Here is a 20,749-nt window from a genome sequence, read left to right as displayed (position 1 = left end):
TCAGATGTAGGACGGACGATCGTTTTTCGGCTCTGAGCCGAGGGTCCCGAGTACGGTTTTACCGATTTCACGGGCGGAGATAACGGCCTGACGAACAGCGCCAGAGTCACCCGAAATAACCAGAATGGCTTCGTTACTGAAGCTGGTGCCATGGGCAGGGGAGCTGTAGGCCACAACTTCCACGTTGGCGGATTTCAGGGCCGTATCGGCCATCAGGACACCAACGGATGCTGGCGCGCCGACGATAACGCCACAGGCACGGCCAATCGGTGCGCCAAAGGCTTTTTCCAGCGCGTAGCTGGCGCGTGCGGTGTACTGCATTTCGATGTGACCGGCTTCGTTGGCATAAACATCGCCAAAGGTGCGATCCAGTTCTTTCAGTGCGACTTCAATGCCGCGTTTCACGTCGGAAACATCGTTGCCACCAAGAATAATCAGCGAGCCATGACCTGCGCCGCCTTTGGTATCACGTGGTAACTCAATACTGACGACTTCAGTATTGGTGGCTTTTACCGCTTCATCGGCGGCCATGATGTGCGGGCCTGCGCCAGTACGGGCGCCAAGGATGCCAATGGAGCGATACCGTTTTTCAAGTTTCATCGCGTCCAGTAGGGCGCTGTCTACGTTGGCGATTACCAGACCGACGGTGTCGCCAATCGCGGTACCGACAAACTCCGTTAAACTGCAGCTTTTCTCTGCCATAGCCGTTTCTCGTGTTGGAGGATTATTTTCAGGGATAGCCTGCTGTTCCGGCGTTGCCACGCGAGCAATCACCTGCGCCATGATCTGTTCAACCAGCTCATTGCTGCTCATTAGCTAATTCCCTTCGGTAAGATTTTTTCTACATCGGTATGCGGGCGTGGGATGACGTGTACGGCTTTCACTTCTCCCACATTACGGGCTGCGGCGGCACCTGCATCTGTTGCTGCTTTGACTGCGCCGACATCGCCACGGACAATGACTGTTACCAGCCCCGAACCAATTTTTTCGTAGCCGACCAGCATTACATTGGCTGACTTCACCATTGCATCTGCGGCCTCTATGGCTGCAGTTAAGCCTTTGGTTTCTACCATTCCTAACGCTTCTTGTTGCATAAAGACCTCGCCTGGGTTGTCCCGATTTTCATGACTATAAAAAGAAGCGAGGAAAAAGAATGGCTGAGTTGAAAGTAAGAGTGAAAAAATAGTGGGGTTATGGTGAGATAAAATTGCTATATATCATCATAACAATTTGTTTTTGTTGGTTATTTTTAGTTTAAGTAATGTGACTATTTGGTTATGTTAATTCCATATTTACACTTTTCCGAGTGACAGTTTAAATATCATTTGCTATGCGAGAAAAATGAAATTGTGATGATCGTTTGAAAATAGAATTCTGCTTTTCGCAATATTTTATTATTTTGAAAATGTACTTTTAATAGGGTAAATCCTCGTTTTACCGCCTGCTTTAATAATGGTGATAGCAAGAATTTGCTATCACAACACGATTTTTAAGGGCATGTCGCTTGCAGATTGCCAACAATTTGCCGATACAGATTTTTATAGTAAGCCTTGAAGTAATCTTCCTGCCAGCAAGGAGTCCGCTGGTAAAGACACGAACTCTGCTTAGAAGGTGTCACAATGAACGATTCACTAAGAGCGCAATGTATTGCTGAGTTTTTGGGTACCGGGCTATTTTTGTTTTTTGGTATTGGGTGCCTGAGCGCCCTGAAGGTCGCGGGTGCCAGTTTGGGATTGTGGGAGATCTGCATCATATGGGGCTTGGGGATCTCGCTTGCAGTTTACCTGACAGCCGGGATTTCTGGGGCCCATCTTAACCCCGCTATTACCATCGCACTTTGGTTGTTTGCCTGTTTTCCGGGTCGTAAGGTACTACCTTATTCTGTCGCTCAGATAGCGGGGGCCTTTGGTGGCGCTATGCTGGCCTATTTGTTGTACGGCAGCTTATTTATTGAGTATGAATCAGCCCATCAAATGGTACGCGGTAGTCTGGAAAGCCTGCAACTTGCCAGCATTTTTAGTACGTATCCTGCCGCCGCACTGAGTGTCTGGCAGGCCGCACTGGTCGAAGTGGTGATTACCTCCATTCTGATGGGGATGATTATGGCGCTAACGGACGACGGTAACGGTGTTCCCAAAGGCCCGTTAGCACCACTGCTGATTGGTATTCTGGTTGCTGTTATCGGCGCATCAACCGGTCCACTTACCGGCTTTGCGATGAACCCGGCACGTGACTTTGGTCCTAAATTGTTTGCCTGGATGGCCGGGTGGGGTGATATTGCGATGACCGGGGGGCGCGATATCCCTTATTTCATCGTGCCGATTGTGGCACCCATCATCGGCGCCTGTGCGGGCGCAGCAATTTATCGTTATTTTATTGGCAAAAATTTACCGTGTAATTCGTGTAAGTTGGAGGAAAACGAGAGCTAGCTTCACGAAAGATGTTTATTATTGAAAGGTAAAAACTGTTTTCGTGATCCGGTTTCCTGAACGGCTTAAAAAGTCTCCCAACAATGGGAGACTTTTGTTATGTTCAATGCTGACTTTCATCAGAGCGCTGGATCGCGAGATGAAAATGAATGTGTGAATAATATGTTTTATTTATAACAATAAATTAACTGAGAGGTTTTATCATGATTTCTGCGAGTGCCCTGAACTCAGAACTCATTAATAAAATCGCACAGGATTTTGCACAGGCCACCAGTCTGGCTGTTGTGGTTGTCAATATTCACGGTGATGAAATTTCTGAGCTTTTTAATTTCACTCCTTTTTGCCAGTTGATGCGCCAGCATCCTCAGCATAGTACGCGTTGTCGTATGAGCGACCGCTGTGGAGGGTTGGAAGCCTCTAAATCCGATCAACCCTGCATTTATCGCTGCCATGCCGGGCTTACCGATTTCTCAATTCCGCTGGTCATCGCGGGACACCTGGTAGGGTTCGTGCTTTGTGGACAAGTACGCTTAAGTAACGATGTAGGCCTCGTTGATATTCTGAACGTCGATGACCGCTGGCAAGCCGATCCAGAGCTGGTAAACGAGTTCCGTAATGTACCTGAAATGGACTATTCTCGCGTCATTGCTTCAGCGGATTTACTCAAGCTCATTGTCGAAAATTGCCTTAAGAAACAACTTAATTTTGTTGTTATCAAAGATAACCCGCAGCAGTCAGAGCCGGTACGCGCTAACCGTAGTACCAACCCTCATGACAGTAAAATGAAAAAAGCCCTGCGCTATATTGATGCACATTTATCAGACGATCTACGTCTGGAAGATGTTGCCTCTCATGTTTTCCTTAGCCCGTACTATTTCAGCAAATTGTTCAAAAAATATCAGGGTATTGGTTTTAACGCATGGGTAAACCAGCAAAGAATGGCCAGTGCCAAAGAGCTGCTTTGTCACAGTGACTGGAGCATAGCCAGCATTGCGCGTAATTTAGGCTTTTCGCAAACAAGTTATTTTTGCAAAGTTTTCCGCCAGACCTATCAGGTTACGCCGCAGGCATTTCGCCAGCAAATAAATGTCATTTCACGTGGTGAATCCGCTTAAATAGCAATATTTTGCTATTGCCGATTTTTGATATCGGGCGCTATGTTAGTCATTATAAAATGAAATGTGACAACAGCAGTCAATAAATTGTCATAGCGCAACAAAATAATGGTATTAGAGGGATAAACTGCACCAGTTTTTATTTTTGTGATGAGATACAGTGTCTGTGTGAATGACTTTCTTTATTCTTAGCTGATACTTTCATTCAAAAAGTGAACGTATGAATAAGTGGGTTAAGGCCAGAAAATTGGCTGAATGAACTCGGAAAGATATTAAATTGAATTATTGTCATGAGGTCGTGAATTTACCTCATAACAGAGAGCTTAATTAACCAGGCTCTTGAACTGACAGGTTTGCCACATTTGTGGTAGGGAAGGGGGTGAGAATCCCCCGCAGCCCCCGCTGCTGTGATGCTGACGACCCCGTATGGACCACTGATCGCAAGATTGGGAAGGACGGGTGAGGATGACGCTAAGCCAGAAGACCTGCCTGTCAGTGACTACCAACAACTTCGGTGGGAAGTGGGTGGTTCAGATGCATACAGTCGAGAGACTGGGTATCTCTACACCCCTACCACCCTGAACAGGATCAGGGTATGGCGGCCAATTTTCACGCATTTGTTCTTGCAGGTACCGGAAGTGGCTGTGGTAAAACCACGGTGACGCTGGGCTTGTTGAGCTTGTTGAAAAAACGCGGTTTGCGCGTCCAGCCTTGCAAAGTGGGTCCTGATTACCTTGATACCGGCTGGCATACAGCGGTATGCGGTACCGCTTCCCGCAATCTTGATAGCTTCATGCTTCCCGTCCCCACGCTGAACGCTCTATTCAACGAGCAGATGCAACATGCGGATATCGCCGTTATTGAAGGTGTGATGGGGCTGTATGACGGCTATGGTACCGATCCAAACTACTGCAGCACCGCCGCGATGGCTAAACAGTTAGGCTGTTCGGTCATCTTACTGGTTGATGGCAAAGCCGTTTCCACTTCAATCGCCGCCACGGTAATGGGTTTTCAGCATTTTGATTCCACCCTGAACATCGCCGGGGTTATTGTTAATCGGGTTAACAGCGAAACGCATTACCAGTTACTGAAAGTCGCAATCGAACGATACTGCGATGTACCCGTCTTGGGCTACGTACCCCGTATGGAGGGTGTTGCCCTTCCCGAACGTCATCTGGGTTTAGTAACCGCACGTGAGTCGGTTATCAATCAGCAACCGTGGCAGGCTTTTGCCGCGACGCTGGAGCAAACCCTTGATATCGACGCGCTTCTGACATTAAGCCAGTCAACCAATCTTCCTGCTGCCGAATGGCCCGCGCTTCCTGCCGCAGACGCCGGAGCAGGGCTAACGCTTGCAATTGCCGATGACGAAGCCTTCAACTTCTACTACCCGGATAACATTACGCTGCTGGAACGTACGGGGCTTAAAGTTGTCCGTTTTAGCCCGTTGCACGACACCTGTTTACCGGACTGTCAGATGATCTGGTTAGGCGGCGGATATCCAGAGCTACACGCTGCGGCGCTGGCTCGCAATGTCTCGATGCTGAATCAACTGCGAGAGGCACATCAACGTGGCGTCGCGATTTATGCAGAGTGCGGCGGGCTGATGTATCTCGGCAGTTCGCTTGAGGACAGCAACGGCGATACCTGGCTGATGGCGGATATCATTCCCGGCCACAGCAAAATGGGGAAACGTCTGACCCGATTTGGCTACTGCGAAGCACAGGCCGCGCAGCAAACATTGTTAGCTGCAGAAGGCGAAGTGCTACGCGGACATGAATTCCACTACTCCGATTTTACCCCTGAAACGCCAGCGGTGATGAACTGTCGCAAAGTGCGCGATGGTAAAACTCTGCAAGCCTGGTCCGGCGGCTGGCAGGTCGGAAACACCTTCGCCAGCTATCTACACGTTCATTTTGCTCAACGTCCGCAGATGCTTAACCATTGGCTGGCAGCTGCGAGGAGTGCGCTATGACGATCCTTGCATGGTGTATTGCCTGGCTGCTTGATTTTATCATCGGCGATCCGCAGAACTGGCCACATCCGGTGCGCTGGATTGGCAATCTGATTTCTGCCGTGCAGCGAGTTATTCGGCGTTATTGCCATAGCGACCGTGCGCTGCGCATCGGCGGCGCGGTGATGTGGATTGTGGTGGTTGGTCTGACCTGGGCTGTGTCCTGGGGCGTGCTGGCACTGGCAGAATCTATTCATCCCTGGTTGGGGTGGGTGGTAGAGGTATGGATGATCTTTACCGTGCTGGCCGGACGCTGCCTGGCAAAGGCCGCGCAGGATGTCAAACGTCCGCTACGGGCCGGTGACCTTGCTCAGAGTCGGGAAAAACTATCGTGGATTGTGGGGCGTGATACCTCACAGCTGCAACCGCAGCAGATCAATCGCGCGGTGGTGGAAACCGTGGCTGAAAACACCGTAGACGGCATTATCGCACCGTTGTTCTTTCTCCTCCTCGGCGGTGCGCCCCTGGCGATGGCCTACAAAGCGGTAAACACCCTTGACTCCATGGTGGGCTACAAACATGAAAAATACCGCGCTATTGGTATGGTCAGCGCGCGTCTGGACGATGTCGCGAACTTTATTCCTGCAAGACTGAGCTGGCTGCTGCTGGGTGTGGCGGCATTTTTATGCCGTAAAGACGGCTCGCGAGCTTTACAGATTGGCTGGCGCGATCGCTACAACCACAGTAGCCCAAACTGTGCGTGGTCAGAGGCATCCGTAGCCGGGGCATTAGGCATTCGTCTGGGTGGTCCTAATGACTACTTTGGCGAGCGCGTTGAGAAACCGTGGATCGGTGATGCACAACGCGACATTTCGGTAGACGACATTTCCCATACGATTCGACTGATGTGGGTGGCATCGACGCTGGCACTGGCGCTGTTTATTGCGCTGCGGTGGCTGTGGGTCGGTGTAGCCTGAGGACAACATAATGCAATACATCCAGCAACCCCAGGCGATTGAAGCCAAAAGTTTCGACATTATTGGCGAGATCATCCGTGAAACCCGTCCGGACTATCAGTTTGCCAGTCCGTTACATGAAGCCATTATCAAGCGGGTTATTCACACGACGGCAGATTTCGACTGGCTGGACATTCTGTGGTTTTCCAGTGATGTGCTGGAGCAGTTTTGTGCGGCGCTTAGCCGTTCGAGCGTGATTTACACCGACACCACGATGGCGCTTTCCGGGATCAATAAAACGCTGCTGGCAAAATTCGGCGGTGAATGCCGCTGCTACATCAGCGACCCGCGGGTTGTGCGTACGGCAAAAGAGCAGGGTATTACCCGGTCCATGGCGGCAGTCGACATTGCGGTGAAGGAAGAGGGGGAAAAGCTGTTTGTCTTTGGCAACGCGCCGACTGCGCTGTTCCGCCTGCTTGAGCATGATGTTGCCGTCAGCGGTGTGGTGGGTGTACCGGTCGGGTTCGTTGGTGCTGAAGAGTCGAAAGATGCCCTGACCCAAAGCAATTTGCCCGCCATTGCAGCGTTAGGCCGCAAAGGGGGAAGCAACGTTGCCGCCGCTATCGTCAACGCCATGCTTTATCACATGCAGGGGGCGCGATGAGCGAGGCCTTCGATACGCCGGTGTGGCACAACGGTAAAGCGCTGCGTAAAGGATATACCACGGGATCGTGCGCCACGGCGGCAGCAAAAGTTGCCGCGTTGATGGTATTGCGCCAACACCTCATCCATCAGGTTTCCATCGTGACGCCTTCCGGGGTGACGCTGTGCCTGAACGTGGAGTCACCGCATATCGAAGGGCAGCAGGCAATAGCGGCCATCCGCAAAGACGGTGGAGATGATGTGGACGCCACCCACGGCATGCTGATTTTTGCCCGCGTGACGTTAGACGATAGTGGCGTGATTGCCTTACAGGGCGGTGAAGGGGTCGGTACGGTAACCCGCAAGGGGATTGGCCTGCCGGTGGGCAGTTCGGCGATTAACCGTACACCTCGCCAGACCATTGAATCAGCTGTCCGCGAAGCGATTGGCCCAAATCGTGGGGCGCAGATTGAAATCTTCGCGCCAGAAGGCGAAGAACGGGCGCAAAAAACCTACAACTCTCGCCTTGGCATTCTTGGCGGCATTTCGATTATCGGCACCACGGGTATTGTCACGCCGATGTCAGAAGAGAGCTGGAAGCGTTCACTGTCGCTTGAGCTGGAAATTAAGCGGGCGGCAGGGCTGGAGCGTGTTGTACTGGTGCCGGGAAACCACGGCGAGCGTTTTGTGCGCGAGCAGATGGGTATCGACACCCAGGTTGTGGTCACCATGAGCAACTTTGTCGGTTACATGATTGAAGAAGCCGTACGTCTGGGGTTCCGGCAAATCGTGCTGGTGGGACATCCAGGCAAGCTCGTCAAAATCGCGGCGGGGATTTTCCATACCCATAGCCATATTGCCGATGCCCGCATGGAAACGCTGGTGGCTCACCTCGCGCTACTTGGCGCACCGCTGGAACTGCTGACGTTGGTCAGCGAGTGCGATACCACCGAAGCGGCGATGGAACATATCGAGGCGTACGGTTTCCAGCACATTTATGACCATCTGGCTCAGCGCATTTGTATGCGTGTCTTGCAAACATTGCGCTTTACCAAAAATCCCCCGACCTGCGATGCCATCATGTTTTCTTTTGATAATCAGGTTCTTGGCAGTAATCGTCCGGTCGCAGAGATTGCTGAGGAGATGCAATGTTAACCGTTGTAGGGATGGGCCCCGCCGGTTTGCATTTGATGACGCCTGCGGCACGTGAAGCGGTCGCGGCGGCAGATGTTTTGGTCGGTGGAAAGCGGCATTTGCAGCAATTCCCGGATTTTACCGGTGAACAGTTTGCTCTTGGCGCCAATATCCCGGAACTCCTGAGCTGGATTAGCGCGCACCAGGAGAAGCATGTTGTGGTACTGGCGTCTGGCGATCCCCTGTTTTACGGCATCGGGACGCGCATGGTGGCGCATTTTGGTATTGAGAATGTGCGGATTATTCCCGGCATTAGTGCGGTGCAGTACCTGTGCGCGCAGTCCGGTATTGATATGAACGATATGTGGCTGACCAGTAGCCATGGCCGCAGCGTCTGTTTTGATGAGCTGGCGCGACATAACAAGGTGGCGATGGTGACTGATGCGCTGTGTGGCCCGCGTGAAATCGCGCAGCAGCTCATTGCCCGAGGCAAGGGGCATCGCTGGATGGTGATTGGCGAAAACCTGGCGATGGAAAACGAACAGATCCATTTCCTGCCTGTGCGTGAAGTTAACGCTGACTATGACATGAATGCAGTGGTGATCCTTGATGAAAGATGAGCTGTTTCTGCGTGGAGAGAAAGTGCCGATGACCAAAGAAGCGGTACGCGCACTTGCCCTCTCAAAACTTGAATTACACCGCGCCAGTCACCTGATTGATATTGGTGCCGGAACCGGCAGCGTGTCGATAGAAGCCGCGTTGCAATATCCCGGATTACGTGTAACGGCCATCGAACGTAACCCGGCGGCGCTCAGGTTGCTGGATGAAAACCGCCAGCATTTTGCCTGCGCAAATATCGATATTTTTCCCGGCGTTGCTCCCATGACCATCGCGGAAAAAGCCGATGCCATTTTTATGGGCGGTAGCGGCGGCCATCTGACCGAACTGATTGACTGGTCGATGCGCCAATTGCATCCCGCAGGGCGTTTGGTGATGACGTTTATCCTCCAGGAAAACCTCAACACCGCGCTGGCACATCTGGATCATCTTGGCGTACAGGGAGTGGATTGCCTGCAGCTACAGGTTTCCTCGCTTACCTCGCTTGGCAATGGTCACTATTTTAAACCGAATAACCCCGTATTTGTTATCGCCTGTCAGAAGGAAGGAAACCATGTCTGAGATTTTTGATCCCCGTAGCGTGTGGTTTGTTGGCGCAGGTCCTGGCGATCGCGAGCTGATTACCCTCAAAGGTTACCGGTTGCTGCAGCAGGCGCAGGTTGTTATCTACGCCGGATCGCTGATTAACACTGAATTGCTGGAGTATTGCCCTGCCGGTGCTGAATGTCACGACAGTGCCGAACTGCATCTGGAGCAGATCCTTGATCTGATGGAGGCCGGAGTGAAAGCGGGCAAGACCGTTGTGCGCCTGCAAACCGGCGATGTCTCGTTGTACGGTTCCGTACGCGAGCAGGGTGAGGAGCTGACCAAACGCGGGATTGACTGGCAGGTGGTACCCGGCGTCAGCGCGTTCCTCGGCGCGGCGGCAGAGCTGGGCGTTGAGTATACCGTGCCCGAAGTTTCACAGAGCCTGATCATTACGCGCCTGGAAGGTCGCACCCCGGTACCAGAGCGTGAACAGCTGGAGTCTTTTGCCAGCCACCAGACATCAATGGCGATTTATCTTTCCGTCCAGCGCATTCATCGGGTGGCTGAGCGTCTGATTGAAGGCGGCTATCCGGCGACCACGCCCGTGGCGGTGATCTATAAAGCGACCTGGCCGGAAAGTCAGACCGTGCGCGGGACCCTGGCGGATATTGGCGACAAGGTTCGCGATGCGGGCATCCGTAAAACGGCCCTTATTCTGGTCGGTAATTTCCTGGGCTCGGAGTATCACTACTCCAAACTCTATGCGGCGGACTTTAGCCATGAATACCGTAAAGCCTGAGTCAATTGCGCTTTTTTGCCTGACTCCTGGCGGCGTTGTGCTGGCGAAACGTCTGGCAGCCATGCTGCCGGTTACCTGTTTTACCAGTGAAAAGCTGCTGGAGGAGGGGTTTATTCCCTTCGAAAACGGCTTTGCGAATACCGCACGCGAAGCGTTTACGAATTACTCGGCGCTGATTTTTATCGGTGCGACCGGTATTGCGGTGCGCGTACTGGCCCCGCTGGTCAATGACAAATTCTGCGATCCGGCGGTGGTGGTTATTGATGAACGTGCCCAGCACGTCATCAGCCTGCTCTCCGGTCACGCGGGCGGTGCCAATGCGTTGGCGCGTTATCTGGCGGGCATGTTGGGCGCTGACCCGGTTATCACTACCGCGACGGATGTGAACGATATGGCGGCACTGGATACGCTGGCATTTCAACTGAATGCCCGGATGAGTGATTTCCGTTCGGCGGTGAAGATCGTGAATCAGATGCTGGTTAGCAATAAGCGGGTTGGTCTGTGGTGGGATGACGAACTGACGCAGGATGTCAGCCATTGCGACCGGCGCGGATTTATCACGGTTACCGATCTCAACCAGCTCCCTGAACTGGATGCGTTGGTGTGCATCACCTTACGCACCAATTTACCTGACCTGCCTGTTCCGCACTGGAAGTTGGTGCCACAGCGCGTTGTAGCCGGAATCGGCTGTCGCCGTGATACGCCGTTCCCTCTGCTGGCCGCGCTGCTTGCCCGGCAACTTGAAGCTCAACAGCTCGATCCGTTGGCGCTAAAAGCGATTGGCAGCATCACGCTGAAAAAGGATGAACAGGGACTGATCCAACTGGCTTCGTGCTGCCGCGTTCCTTTCGAAACCTTTACCGCTGACGCGCTGCGTGAGCATGAGCACCGTTTTCCAGCCTCATCGTTTGTTCGCAAAACGGTGGGTACAGGAAGCGTTTCCGGTCCTGCAGCCTGGCTGTTGAGCCACGGAAAACTGTTAGGCGAGACCCTGCGAGAACAGGGCGTCACTATCACTTTGGGAGTTTCACACTGATGTTAAGCGTAATTGGAATTGGCCCTGGCTCGCAGGCAATGATGACCATGGAAGCCGTTGAAGCACTGCAGGCAGCGGAAATCATCGTTGGCTATAAAACCTACACCCATCTGGTAAAAGCGTTCACGGGTGACAAGCAGGTGATCAAAACCGGAATGTGCAAAGAGATTGAACGCTGCCAGGCGGCGATCGAACTGGCACAGGCGGGTCACAACGTGGCGCTGATCAGTAGCGGTGACGCGGGGATTTACGGTATGGCCGGGCTGGTGCTTGAACTGGTCAGCAAGCAAAAGCTGGATGTTGAGGTCAGGCTAATACCTGGCATGACCGCTAGTATTGCCGCGGCCTCTTTGCTGGGCGCGCCGCTGATGCACGACTTCTGCCACATCAGCTTAAGCGATCTGTTAACGCCATGGCCGGTTATCGAAAAACGCATCGTTGCCGCCGGTGAGGCAGACTTTGTTATCTGTTTCTACAACCCGCGCAGTCGGGGTCGCGAAGGTCATCTGGCGCGCGCATTTGAGCTGCTTTCCGCCAGCAAAAGCGCACAAACGCCGGTTGGTATTGTGAAGTCTGCCGGACGTAAAAAGCAGGAAAAATGGTTAACCACGCTCGGTGAAATGGATTTCGAACCGGTTGATATGACCAGCCTTGTGATCGTGGGTAACAAAACAACCTATGTTCAGGACGGCCTGATGATCACGCCACGAGGTTATGTGCTGTGAATTACGGTGATGTGCTGGTCATGGGCGGTACGAGCGATGCGCGCATGCTGTGCCAGCAACTGGATGCGGCAAACGTGGCCTACACCCTGTCAGTTGCAACCCCAACAGGGAAACAACTGGCGGGAGATATCAAAGGCCAGGTGCGCTGCGGGCGTCTGGAGCGCGAACAAATGATTGCCTGGCTACAGGAAAATCGGACGCGCTGGGTGATCGATGCCTCGCATCCGTACGCCGAGGTGGTGAGCCGCAACATCATGAGCGCCTGCGAAGCGGCGGGCGTACTGCTGAGCCGCTACCAGCGTCCTGAGCAGTTGAGTGGTTTAACTCACCCGCACCTGTATACCGTACAAAGCATTCAGCAAGCCTGTGAGTTGGCGCGACGCTTCGGCGATCGTGTGCTGCTGACGACCGGCAGTAAAGATCTGGCTATCTGGCGCGAAGGGTTGCCTGAAAAAACGCTGCTGGCGCGCGTTCTGCCTGTTCCTGAGGTCATTCAGCAATGCGCGGATCTGGGATTTGGCGTCGGTGAAATCTTCGCACTGTGCGGACCGTTTAGCGCCGAGTTCAACGCTGCGTTTTATCGCCAGTGCCAGGCTGATGTGGTGATCACCAAAGCATCTGGCGCTGAAGGTGGTTATCAGGAAAAGGTTCAACCCTGTCTGGATGCCGGAATCCCCTGCATCGTGATTACACGTCCGGCACCGTTGGTGACGGGAGAAGAGTTACTGGAAAGTCAGGCCGCCTTTGGGGCGCGTTTAACGCGCTGGCTGGCCACTGCTTAAGGAGTTTGAGATGAAAAAGGCGCTTCTGGTGGTCAGCTTTGGCACCAGCTATCACGACACCTGCGAGAAAAATATTGTGGCCTGTGAGCGCGATCTCGCAGCTAGCTGCCCTGACCGCGACCTGTTCCGGGCGTTTACCTCCGGGATGATAATCCGCAAGCTCAAGCAGCGCGACGGCATTGAAATCGACACGCCGCTGCAGGCGCTGCAAAAACTGGCGGAGCAGGGGTATCAGGATGTGGCTATTCAGTCGCTGCACATTATTAATGGTGACGAATACGAAAAAATTGTCCGCGAAGTGCAAAGTATGCGTCCGCTGTTTTCACGCCTGACGCTGGGTGTACCGCTGCTGAGCAGCCATGAAGATTACGCACAGTTGATGCTGGCGCTGCAACAGCAGATGCCGGCGCTTGGCGAAAGTGAAAAAGTGGTCTTTATGGGACACGGTGCCAGCCACCATGCTTTTGCCGCCTATGCCTGTCTCGACCACATGATGACGGCGCAGCGCTTTCCGGCGCGGGTTGGGGCGGTGGAAAGCTATCCGGAAGTGGATGTGCTGATTGAAAGTTTATCTCAGGAAGGGGTGACGGCGGTGCATCTGATGCCGCTGATGTTAGTCGCTGGTGACCATGCCATCAACGATATGGCCTCCGACGAAGATGATTCCTGGAAAACGTTGTTCAATGCAGCAGGGATACCGGCTACTCCGTGGCTTAGTGGTCTGGGTGAGAACCCAGCGGTTCGCGCCATGTTCGTGGCACATTTACAGCAGGCGCTTAATGTGGCGCTGGAGGAAGCAGCATGAGCGGAAAACTGTATGCATTGAGCACCGGGCCAGGTGCTTCCGACTTGATTACCGTGCGTGCCGCACGCACGCTGGGCGCGCTGGATATTCTCTATGCGCCTGCCGGGCGTAAAGGCGGCGACAGTCTGGCATTGTCGATTGTACGTGAGTATATCGGTGAACAGACCGAAGTCCGCTGCTGCCATTTTCCTATGAGTGCCGATAGCGCTGAAAAAGAGGCCGTCTGGGATGAAGTTGCTGCCGCGCTGGTTCAGGAAGTCGAGGCCGGTAAGCAGGTGGGGTTTATCACTCTCGGCGATGCGATGCTGTTCAGCACCTGGGTCTTTTTACTTCAGCGTATTGGTTGTCCTGAATGGCTGGAAATCGTTCCTGGCGTCACGTCTTTCGCCGCGATTGCCGCGCGTTCCAAAACGCCGCTCGCTATGGAGCAGCAGTCACTGGCGGTGGTCTCCTGTACCGCACCGGAAGCGGAAATCCAGCAAGCGTTACAACAGCATGACAGTCTGGTGTTGATGAAAGTGTACGGTCGTTTTGCACGTATCAAAGCGCTGCTACAACAAGAAGGTTTGTTGGACTGTGCATTAATGATGTCTGAAGCCACGCTGCCAGGTGAACAGTGCTGGCGTCATCTCGATGAGGTGAGCGACGATCAGCCGCTGCCTTATTTCTCGACCATTCTGGTCAATAAACAGTGGGAGTATGCACAATGAAGCTTGAACAACAGCTAAAACAGCTGTCTTTCAGCGGGTTGGCTGCGGCGCTATTACTGATGATTGTTCCTGAACAAGCGTTCGCCATGCACATTATGGAAGGTTTCTTGCCGCCGATGTGGGCGCTGGCCTGGTGGCTGCTGTTTTTACCCTGCCTGTGGTACGGACTGGTACGTCTGCGCCAAATTGTGCAGGAGGATAACCACCAGAAGGTTTTGCTGGCCCTGTGTGGCGCTTTTATTTTTGTGCTGTCGGCGCTGAAAATTCCTTCCGTTACCGGAAGCTGCTCACATCCTACCGGTGTAGGCCTGGCGGTTATCCTGTTTGGACCGGGCGTGGTAGCCATCCTTGGGGCGATTGTCCTGCTGTTCCAGGCTCTGCTGCTGGCACACGGTGGTTTAACAACGCTCGGCGCGAACGGCATGTCGATGGCAGTAATTGGCCCGGTAGTGGGTTACATGGTGTGGAAAATGGCCTGCCGCGCAGGGCTGCGTCGTGATGTCTGCGTCTTCCTGTGTGCGATGCTGGCGGATCTCGTCACCTATTTCGTGACTTCTGTACAGCTGGGCGTTGCGTTCCCGGATCCCTCTGCTGGCGCTACCGGCTCAATCATTAAGTTCATGGGGATTTTCTGCCTGACGCAGATCCCAATTGCGATTGCGGAAGGGTTACTTACCGTGCTGATTTACGATCAGCTAACCAAACGCCAGTTGATAACCGCACAAGGGCATTAACGATGAAAAAGACGCTGATTATATTGGGCATGGTAGTAGCACTGGTGATCCTGCCGTTCTTTATCAACCACGGTGGGGAGTACGGCGGTTCAGATGGTGAGGCGGAAAGCCAGATTCAGGCTATTGCCCCGCATTATGAACCCTGGTTCCAGCCGTTGTATGAACCCGCAAGCGGTGAAATTGAAAGTCTGCTGTTTACACTCCAGGGATCGCTTGGCGCAGCCGTGATTTTCTATATCCTGGGTTATACCAAGGGCAGGCAACGCCGTGATGACCGGGCTTGACAGGCTTAGCTATCAAAGCCGTTGGGTTCATGTCTCGCCGGTGCGGAAATTTCTGCTCTGGCTGGTGATGATGATTCTGGCGTTTACTCTGCCCCCATTGGGGCAGGGTATTGAGCTTTTACTTATTGCCGCGCTGAGCTGCTGGCTGCTGCGTATTTCCTTCTGGCGCTGGTGCCGTTGGATGGCATTACCGTTTGGTTTTCTCACGGTTGGCGTGGTGACCATTTTGTTTAGCATCAGCCGCGATCCACAGACGCTGTTGGCCAGCATACCTGTGGGAAGTTACTGGTTGGGGATCAGTGCACCAGGTGTGGTAACCGCCAATGAAACCTTCTGGCGCAGCCTTGCCGCGCTGGCGGCAACTTTCTGGCTGGTGCTGAATCTGCCGTTTCCGCAATTAATTATCTTACTCAAACGCGCGCATGTTCCTCGCCTGCTAACTGAGCAGATCCTGCTGACCTGGCGGTTTATTTTTATCCTGTTAGACGAGGCGCTGGCTATTCATCGCGCACAAACGCTGCGTTTTGGTTATCGTAGCTTGCCGTTGGGCTACCGCTCTCTGGCAATGCTGGTGGGATTGCTGTTTACCCGTGTGTTGATCCGCTACCAGCAAATGACCACCACACTGGATATCAAACTGTATCAGGGTGATTTTCACCTGTAAGGAAAAGTATGCTTGCCACCTCAGCGCTTTGGTTTCGCTATCAGGATGACCCGATCCTCAAAGGGCTAACGCTGGATTTTTCGACGCATGCCGTCACCGGACTGGTAGGGGCTAATGGCTGCGGGAAATCTACGCTGTTCATGAACCTGAGTGGTTTACTGCGCCCACAGCAAGGCGCGGTGATGTGGCAGGGCAAACCGCTGGATTACAGCAAGCGCGGCCTGCTGGCGCTGCGTCAACAGGTGGCAACGGTATTTCAGGATCCCGACCAGCAAATCTTTTATACCGATATCGACAGCGATATCGCCTTTAGCCTGCGCAATCTTGGGGTGGATGAAGCTGAAATCGCTCGCCGCGTGGAAGATGCGCTTACGCTGGTCGACGCCCAGCATTTTCGCCATCAGCCCATTCAGTGTTTAAGCCATGGGCAAAAAAAACGCGTAGCGATTGCCGGGGCGTTGGTGTTGCAGGCGCAGTATCTGCTGCTGGATGAACCTACTGCGGGCCTCGACCCGTCAGGCCGCACGCAGATGATTGAGATAATCAAACGCATCGTTGCGCAAGGAAACCACGTCGTAATTTCCAGCCATGATATCGATCTTATCTATGAAGTCAGCGATGCGGTGTACGTTTTACGCCGGGGCGAAGTGCTCACGCACGGTACGCCAGGCGACGTTTTCGCCCGTACGGATCTTATTGAACAAGCGGGATTAACTCAGCCCTGGCTGGTGAAGCTGCATACAGAGTTGGGCTTCCCGCTGTGTAAAACAGAGGCTGAATTTTTTAGCTGTATGCGAGAGAACGCACTGAAGGAGGCGTCATGACGCAGGCAATAATGTTGCAGGGAACGGCATCTGATGTGGGTAAAAGCGTATTGGTCGCCGGGCTGTGTCGTATTTTTTATCAGGATGGACTGCATACCGCGCCGTTCAAATCGCAGAACATGGCGCTGAACTCTGGCATTACGCCAGAGGGAAAAGAAATGGGCCGCGCGCAAATTTTTCAGGCCGAAGCCGCAGGCATTACGCCAGATGTGCGTATGAACCCGGTGTTGCTTAAACCGACCAGCGATCGAAAAGCGCAGGTAGTGCTGATGGGTAAAGTGGCAACCGATATGGACGCGGTGAGTTACCACGAGTACAAGCCACGTCTGCGGGAACAGATCCTGTCAGTTTATAACAGCCTGGCGCAGGAGTTCGATGTGCTGGTGCTGGAAGGAGCGGGGAGCCCGGCAGAGATTAACCTGCGCGATCGCGATATCGTCAATATGGGTATGGCCGAGATGGCGCAGTGCCCTGTCGTTTTGGTGGCGGATATCGATCGTGGCGGGGTGTTCGCCTCCATTTACGGCACGCTGGCGCTGTTGCACGATCACGAACGCGCACGGGTAAAAGGGGTGATCATCAACAAGTTTCGCGGTGATGTGACGCTGCTGCACTCCGGTATCGAGCAAATTGAAGCGCTGACCGGCGTTCCGGTACTGGGCGTGATGCCATGGCTGGATGTTGATCTGGAAGATGAAGATGGCGTTGCGCTGCAAAAGGGCAAGTATTTGCGCACTGACAAACGCGACATCGATATCGCCGTTGTTCAAATACCGCACATTTCTAACTTTACTGATTTCAATGCGCTTGCTGCGCAGCCGGATGTGCGCGTGCGCTATGTTCGCCAGCCTGAAGAGCTGGTGGGAGCCGATCTGGTGATTTTGCCGGGCAGCAAAAATACCCTTGGCGATCTGGTATGGCTGCGTGAAAGTGGGATGGCGCATGGCGTCGTGCAATTACATCGTAATAACGTACCGGTGGTGGGGATTTGTGGCGGCTATCAAATGCTCGGCGACACTATCATTGATGAAGTAGAGTCGGGCCTCGGTACGTTGCCGGGTCTGGGCTTACTCAATACAGTCACCCATTTTGCCCAGCACAAAACCACGACCCTGGTTGAGGGACAAATGTCTTCATCGCTGCCTGACTGGCTGGCGGGCACGGCGGGGTTATCCGTTCGCGGTTATGAAATTCATATGGGCGAAACAGCATTAACCGATGAATGCCAGTCGGTGATGACGTTGCACAAAGACGGTGGCAACGTTGTTGACGGTGCGGTCACTTCGGATGGCCTGGCGTTCGGCACCTATCTTCACGGTCTTTTCGACAGCGATGATTTCACCCGTGCGTTGGTCAATGGCCTGCGAGAACGTAAAGGGTTAGCTCCGCTGGATTCCACCTTCCATTACGCGCAATATAAATCGCAGCAGTTTGATCTGCTGGCGGATGCGATGCGGCAACACATCGATATTGAAAAAATTTATACCATCATGCAGCAACACCGGGAGCCAGTATGATGATTCTGGTTACTGGCGGCGCGCGAAGCGGCAAGAGTCGGCATGCGGAAGCGCTGATCGCTGATTCCCCAAACGTTTTGTATATTGCGACTTCGCAGATTTTTGATGAGGAGATGGCTGCGCGAATTCAGCATCATCGCGATGGGCGTCCTGCGCACTGGCGTACAGCCGAACGTTGGCAACATCTTGATGAACTGATCACTACAGCGAACGATCCTCAGGAAGCTATTCTGCTGGAATGCATCACCACGATGGTGACCAACTTGCTGTTTGCGCTGGGCGGTGAAAGCGATCCGGACAGCTGGGATTACGCGGCGATGGAGCAGTCTATCGAAGGTGAAATCCGTTCGCTGATCGCAGCCTGTCAGCGCTGCCCGGCAAAGATCGTGTTGGTCACTAACGAAGTGGGAATGGGGATTGTGCCGGAGAACCGTCTGGCGCGGCATTTTCGTGATATTGCAGGACGCGTGAACCAGCGACTGGCGGCGGCAGCTGATGAGGTCTGGCTGGTGGTATCAGGAATTGGAGTCAAAATTAAATGAGTAAGTTGTTCTGGGCAATGCTCTCTTTTATCAGTCGCTTGCCCGTTCCTGCTCGCTGGTCGCAAGGACTGGATTTCGAGCACTATTCCCGCGGTATTGTAATGTTTCCCCTGATTGGCGTCGTGTTGGGAGGGCTGACGGGGCTGGTCTTTATGGCGCTCCAGCCCTGGTGCGGTATTCCGTTGGCGGCCCTTTTTGCGGTGCTGACACTGGCATTGCTGACCGGGGGATTTCATCTGGATGGTCTGGCGGATACCTGTGACGGCATTTTTTCGGCGCGCCGACGCGAGCGGATGCTGGAAATCATGCGCGACAGTCGTCTGGGCACCCACGGTGGACTGGCGTTAATTTTCGTTTTACTGGCGAAGGTACTGGTGGTGAGTGAACTGGCTTTGCGTGGCACGCCAATGCTGGCCGCGCTGGCAGCGGCATGTGTTGCCGGGCGAGGAACGGCGGTGTTGCTGATGTATCGGCATCGCTATGCCCGCGAAGAAGGACTGGGCAACGTTTTTATTGGCAAAGTCACCGGGCGTCAAACCTGCGTTACGTTGGGATTAGCGGCGATCCTTGCCGCCGTGCTACTTCCCGGCATGCGCGGCGTGGCAGCGCTGGTTGTCACAATAGTGGCGATTTTTATTCTTGGGCAGTTATTAAAACGCACGTTGGGTGGGCAAACCGGCGATACGCTGGGCGCTGCCATTGAACTTGGCGAGTTGATTTTCTTGCTGGCTCTGCTCTGAGTCAGCCCACATACTGGAACCCTTATGCAGACTTTAACCTCTTTACTCCGCACGATCCCATCACCCGACAGTGCCGCGATGCTGCGTGCACAGCAGCATATTGACGGCTTGCTTAAGCCTCCGGGAAGTTTAGGGCGACTCGAATCTCTCGCCGTACAATTGGCCGGGATGCCTGGCCTGAAGGGTGTGCCGCATGTGAATGGCAAAGCGATGCTGGTGATGTGCGCCGATCACGGCGTGTGGGATGAAGGGGTTGCCGTTTCGCCTAAAGTTGTCACGGCTATACAGGCTGCCAATATGACGCGTGGAACGACCGGCGTCTGCGTCCTGGCCGCTCAGGCTGGGGCGAAGGTTCATGTGATAGATGTTGGGATTGATGCTGAACCTATTCCCGGTGTGGTGAATATGCGTGTGGCACGCGGCTGCGGCAATATAGCCGAAGGTCCGGCAATGAGCCGTTCGCAGGCCGAGGAGCTGTTGCTGGAAGTCATCCGCTATACCCATGAACTGGCAAAAGACGGTGTAACGCTGTTTGGCGTCGGGGAGCTTGGTATGGCAAATACCACACCTGCGGCGGCCATTGTCAGCGTGCTGACCGGCAGTGATGCTGAGGAAGTCGTGGGTATTGGCGCTAACCTTCCTCTTTCTCGGGTGGGGAATAAGGTAGACGTTGTGCGCCGGGCAATTGCCGTCAATCAACCGGATCGCCATGACGGTGTCGATGTGCTGGCTAAGGTTGGCGGGTTTGATCTTGTCGGTATGGCGGGGGTGATGCTTGGGGCGGCCTCCTGTGGTCTGCCTGTGGTGCTGGACGGTTTTCTTTCGTATTCTGCTGCTCTGGCGGCCAGCCAGATTGCACCACAAATTAAACCCTACTTAATTCCGTCACACTTCTCCGCTGAGAAGGGCGCCCGCACCGCGCTGGCGCATCTTGAATTGGATCCTTATCTGAATATGGGGATGCGTTTAGGCGAAGGTAGCGGGGCCGCGTTGGCGATGCCGATTATTGAAGCTGCCTGTGCGATGTACAAAAATATGGGGCAGCTCGCCGCCAGTAACATCGTGCTTCCAGATGGTAAGGAAGCGTAGTTACCGCTCAACCTGAACCTCGCCTGATGGCGAGGTTTTTTTATGCGCAAATATGTCGTAAGCCACTAAAACAGATAATAAAAGCTATACTTTACGGATATCTGTTGCGACGAAGGAAAGGA

24 protein-coding genes and 1 riboswitch are annotated in these 20,749 nt (G+C 53.7%); of the genes, 22 read left to right on the top strand and 2 right to left on the bottom strand.

Going from position 1 to position 20,749, the window contains the following annotated elements; all coding sequences use genetic code 11:
- Entirely contained in the window at positions 1 to 813 is an 813-nt protein-coding gene (gene pduB / locus OGX83_RS15220) for a propanediol utilization microcompartment protein PduB (RefSeq protein WP_003834129.1), read from the bottom strand.
- Entirely contained in the window at positions 813 to 1,094 is a 282-nt protein-coding gene (gene pduA, locus OGX83_RS15215; RefSeq protein ID WP_003030255.1) for a propanediol utilization microcompartment protein PduA, read from the bottom strand. The genes pduB and pduA overlap by 1 nt, the downstream gene beginning before the upstream one ends.
- 525 nt (positions 1,095 to 1,619) lie before the next feature.
- Here pduA and pduF point away from each other — a divergent pair.
- From pduF to cobT, 22 genes are all read left to right on the top strand, one after another.
- Positions 1,620 to 2,429, top strand: a complete 810-nt coding sequence (gene pduF, locus OGX83_RS15210) for a propanediol diffusion facilitator PduF (protein ID WP_286588425.1) — start codon at positions 1,620 to 1,622, stop codon at positions 2,427 to 2,429.
- A 203-nt stretch (positions 2,430 to 2,632) separates the two neighbouring features.
- Positions 2,633 to 3,544 (top strand): transcriptional regulator PocR, encoded by a 912-nt coding sequence (gene pocR, locus OGX83_RS15205; protein WP_003834122.1) that lies wholly within the window; start codon positions 2,633 to 2,635, stop codon positions 3,542 to 3,544.
- Between the two features lie 332 nt (positions 3,545 to 3,876).
- Positions 3,877 to 4,051, top strand: a riboswitch (cobalamin riboswitch).
- 88 nt (positions 4,052 to 4,139) lie between these two features.
- Positions 4,140 to 5,519 (top strand): cobyrinic acid a,c-diamide synthase CobB, encoded by a 1,380-nt coding sequence (locus OGX83_RS15200; protein ID WP_204192293.1) that lies wholly within the window; start codon positions 4,140 to 4,142, stop codon positions 5,517 to 5,519.
- Positions 5,516 to 6,475, top strand: a complete 960-nt coding sequence (gene cbiB / locus OGX83_RS15195; RefSeq protein ID WP_286588421.1) for an adenosylcobinamide-phosphate synthase CbiB — start codon at positions 5,516 to 5,518, stop codon at positions 6,473 to 6,475. Before OGX83_RS15200 ends, cbiB begins: the two co-directional genes overlap by 4 nt.
- 10 nt (positions 6,476 to 6,485) lie before the next feature.
- Positions 6,486 to 7,118, top strand: a complete 633-nt coding sequence (locus OGX83_RS15190; RefSeq protein WP_008785140.1) for a cobalt-precorrin-8 methylmutase — start codon at positions 6,486 to 6,488, stop codon at positions 7,116 to 7,118.
- Positions 7,115 to 8,251, top strand: coding sequence for a cobalt-precorrin-5B (C(1))-methyltransferase CbiD (gene cbiD / locus OGX83_RS15185; protein ID WP_032943892.1), 1,137 nt, complete (start codon positions 7,115 to 7,117; stop codon positions 8,249 to 8,251). Before OGX83_RS15190 ends, cbiD begins: the two co-directional genes overlap by 4 nt.
- Positions 8,245 to 8,850, top strand: coding sequence for a cobalt-precorrin-7 (C(5))-methyltransferase (locus tag OGX83_RS15180; protein WP_100272193.1), 606 nt, complete (start codon positions 8,245 to 8,247; stop codon positions 8,848 to 8,850). Before cbiD ends, OGX83_RS15180 begins: the two co-directional genes overlap by 7 nt.
- The gene (locus OGX83_RS15175; protein WP_048235107.1) at positions 8,840 to 9,409 is read left to right on the top strand and encodes a decarboxylating cobalt-precorrin-6B (C(15))-methyltransferase; all 570 of its coding nucleotides are present in this window, start codon (positions 8,840 to 8,842) and stop codon (positions 9,407 to 9,409) included. Before OGX83_RS15180 ends, OGX83_RS15175 begins: the two co-directional genes overlap by 11 nt.
- A complete protein-coding gene (locus OGX83_RS15170) occupies positions 9,402 to 10,175 on the top strand; it encodes a cobalt-precorrin-4 methyltransferase (RefSeq protein ID WP_003030275.1) in 774 nt (257 codons plus the stop codon). Before OGX83_RS15175 ends, OGX83_RS15170 begins: the two co-directional genes overlap by 8 nt.
- Positions 10,156 to 11,211: a cobalt-precorrin 5A hydrolase gene (gene cbiG / locus OGX83_RS15165; RefSeq protein WP_003834107.1), complete on the top strand. Its 1,056-nt coding sequence runs from the start codon at positions 10,156 to 10,158 to the stop codon at positions 11,209 to 11,211. Before OGX83_RS15170 ends, cbiG begins: the two co-directional genes overlap by 20 nt.
- Positions 11,211 to 11,936: a precorrin-3B C(17)-methyltransferase gene (locus OGX83_RS15160; RefSeq protein ID WP_003030278.1), complete on the top strand. Its 726-nt coding sequence runs from the start codon at positions 11,211 to 11,213 to the stop codon at positions 11,934 to 11,936. Before cbiG ends, OGX83_RS15160 begins: the two co-directional genes overlap by 1 nt.
- Positions 11,933 to 12,718 (top strand): cobalt-precorrin-6A reductase, encoded by a 786-nt coding sequence (locus OGX83_RS15155; RefSeq protein WP_008785136.1) that lies wholly within the window; start codon positions 11,933 to 11,935, stop codon positions 12,716 to 12,718. Before OGX83_RS15160 ends, OGX83_RS15155 begins: the two co-directional genes overlap by 4 nt.
- Before the next feature lie 10 nt (positions 12,719 to 12,728).
- Positions 12,729 to 13,523 carry a sirohydrochlorin cobaltochelatase gene (gene cbiK, locus OGX83_RS15150; protein WP_008785135.1) on the top strand — a complete coding sequence of 265 codons (795 nt, stop codon included), beginning with the start codon at positions 12,729 to 12,731 and terminating at the stop codon, positions 13,521 to 13,523.
- The gene (locus OGX83_RS15145; RefSeq protein ID WP_234096303.1) at positions 13,520 to 14,233 is read left to right on the top strand and encodes a cobalt-factor II C(20)-methyltransferase; all 714 of its coding nucleotides are present in this window, start codon (positions 13,520 to 13,522) and stop codon (positions 14,231 to 14,233) included. The genes cbiK and OGX83_RS15145 overlap by 4 nt, the downstream gene beginning before the upstream one ends.
- A complete protein-coding gene (gene cbiM / locus OGX83_RS15140; protein WP_003834098.1) occupies positions 14,230 to 14,967 on the top strand; it encodes a cobalt ECF transporter S component CbiM in 738 nt (245 codons plus the stop codon). Before OGX83_RS15145 ends, cbiM begins: the two co-directional genes overlap by 4 nt.
- Before the next feature lie 2 nt (positions 14,968 to 14,969).
- Complete coding sequence (locus OGX83_RS15135) at positions 14,970 to 15,251, top strand: energy-coupling factor ABC transporter substrate-binding protein (RefSeq protein WP_003030289.1); 282 nt, start codon at positions 14,970 to 14,972, stop codon at positions 15,249 to 15,251.
- Entirely contained in the window at positions 15,238 to 15,915 is a 678-nt protein-coding gene (locus tag OGX83_RS15130; protein WP_008785133.1) for an energy-coupling factor ABC transporter transmembrane protein, read from the top strand. The genes OGX83_RS15135 and OGX83_RS15130 overlap by 14 nt, the downstream gene beginning before the upstream one ends.
- Positions 15,916 to 15,923: 8 nt before the next feature.
- Positions 15,924 to 16,739, top strand: a complete 816-nt coding sequence (locus OGX83_RS15125) for an energy-coupling factor ABC transporter ATP-binding protein (RefSeq protein WP_003839037.1) — start codon at positions 15,924 to 15,926, stop codon at positions 16,737 to 16,739.
- Positions 16,736 to 18,256, top strand: a complete 1,521-nt coding sequence (locus OGX83_RS15120) for a cobyric acid synthase (RefSeq protein WP_060683617.1) — start codon at positions 16,736 to 16,738, stop codon at positions 18,254 to 18,256. Before OGX83_RS15125 ends, OGX83_RS15120 begins: the two co-directional genes overlap by 4 nt.
- Positions 18,253 to 18,798 carry a bifunctional adenosylcobinamide kinase/adenosylcobinamide-phosphate guanylyltransferase gene (cobU, locus tag OGX83_RS15115; protein WP_008785131.1) on the top strand — a complete coding sequence of 182 codons (546 nt, stop codon included), beginning with the start codon at positions 18,253 to 18,255 and terminating at the stop codon, positions 18,796 to 18,798. Before OGX83_RS15120 ends, cobU begins: the two co-directional genes overlap by 4 nt.
- Positions 18,795 to 19,538 (top strand): adenosylcobinamide-GDP ribazoletransferase, encoded by a 744-nt coding sequence (gene cobS, locus OGX83_RS15110; RefSeq protein WP_003834082.1) that lies wholly within the window; start codon positions 18,795 to 18,797, stop codon positions 19,536 to 19,538. The genes cobU and cobS overlap by 4 nt, the downstream gene beginning before the upstream one ends.
- Before the next feature lie 24 nt (positions 19,539 to 19,562).
- Entirely contained in the window at positions 19,563 to 20,627 is a 1,065-nt protein-coding gene (gene cobT, locus OGX83_RS15105) for a nicotinate-nucleotide--dimethylbenzimidazole phosphoribosyltransferase (RefSeq protein ID WP_008785130.1), read from the top strand.
- Positions 20,628 to 20,749: the final 122 nt, after the last annotated feature.

Origin of the sequence: Citrobacter sp. Cpo074, from assembly GCF_030332745.1 — a bacterium.
Classification (GTDB): Bacteria; Pseudomonadota; Gammaproteobacteria; order Enterobacterales; family Enterobacteriaceae; genus Citrobacter; species Citrobacter portucalensis.
The sequence above is the reverse complement of the archived record's forward strand: the minus strand, read 5'-3'. Positions and strand labels throughout refer to the sequence as shown.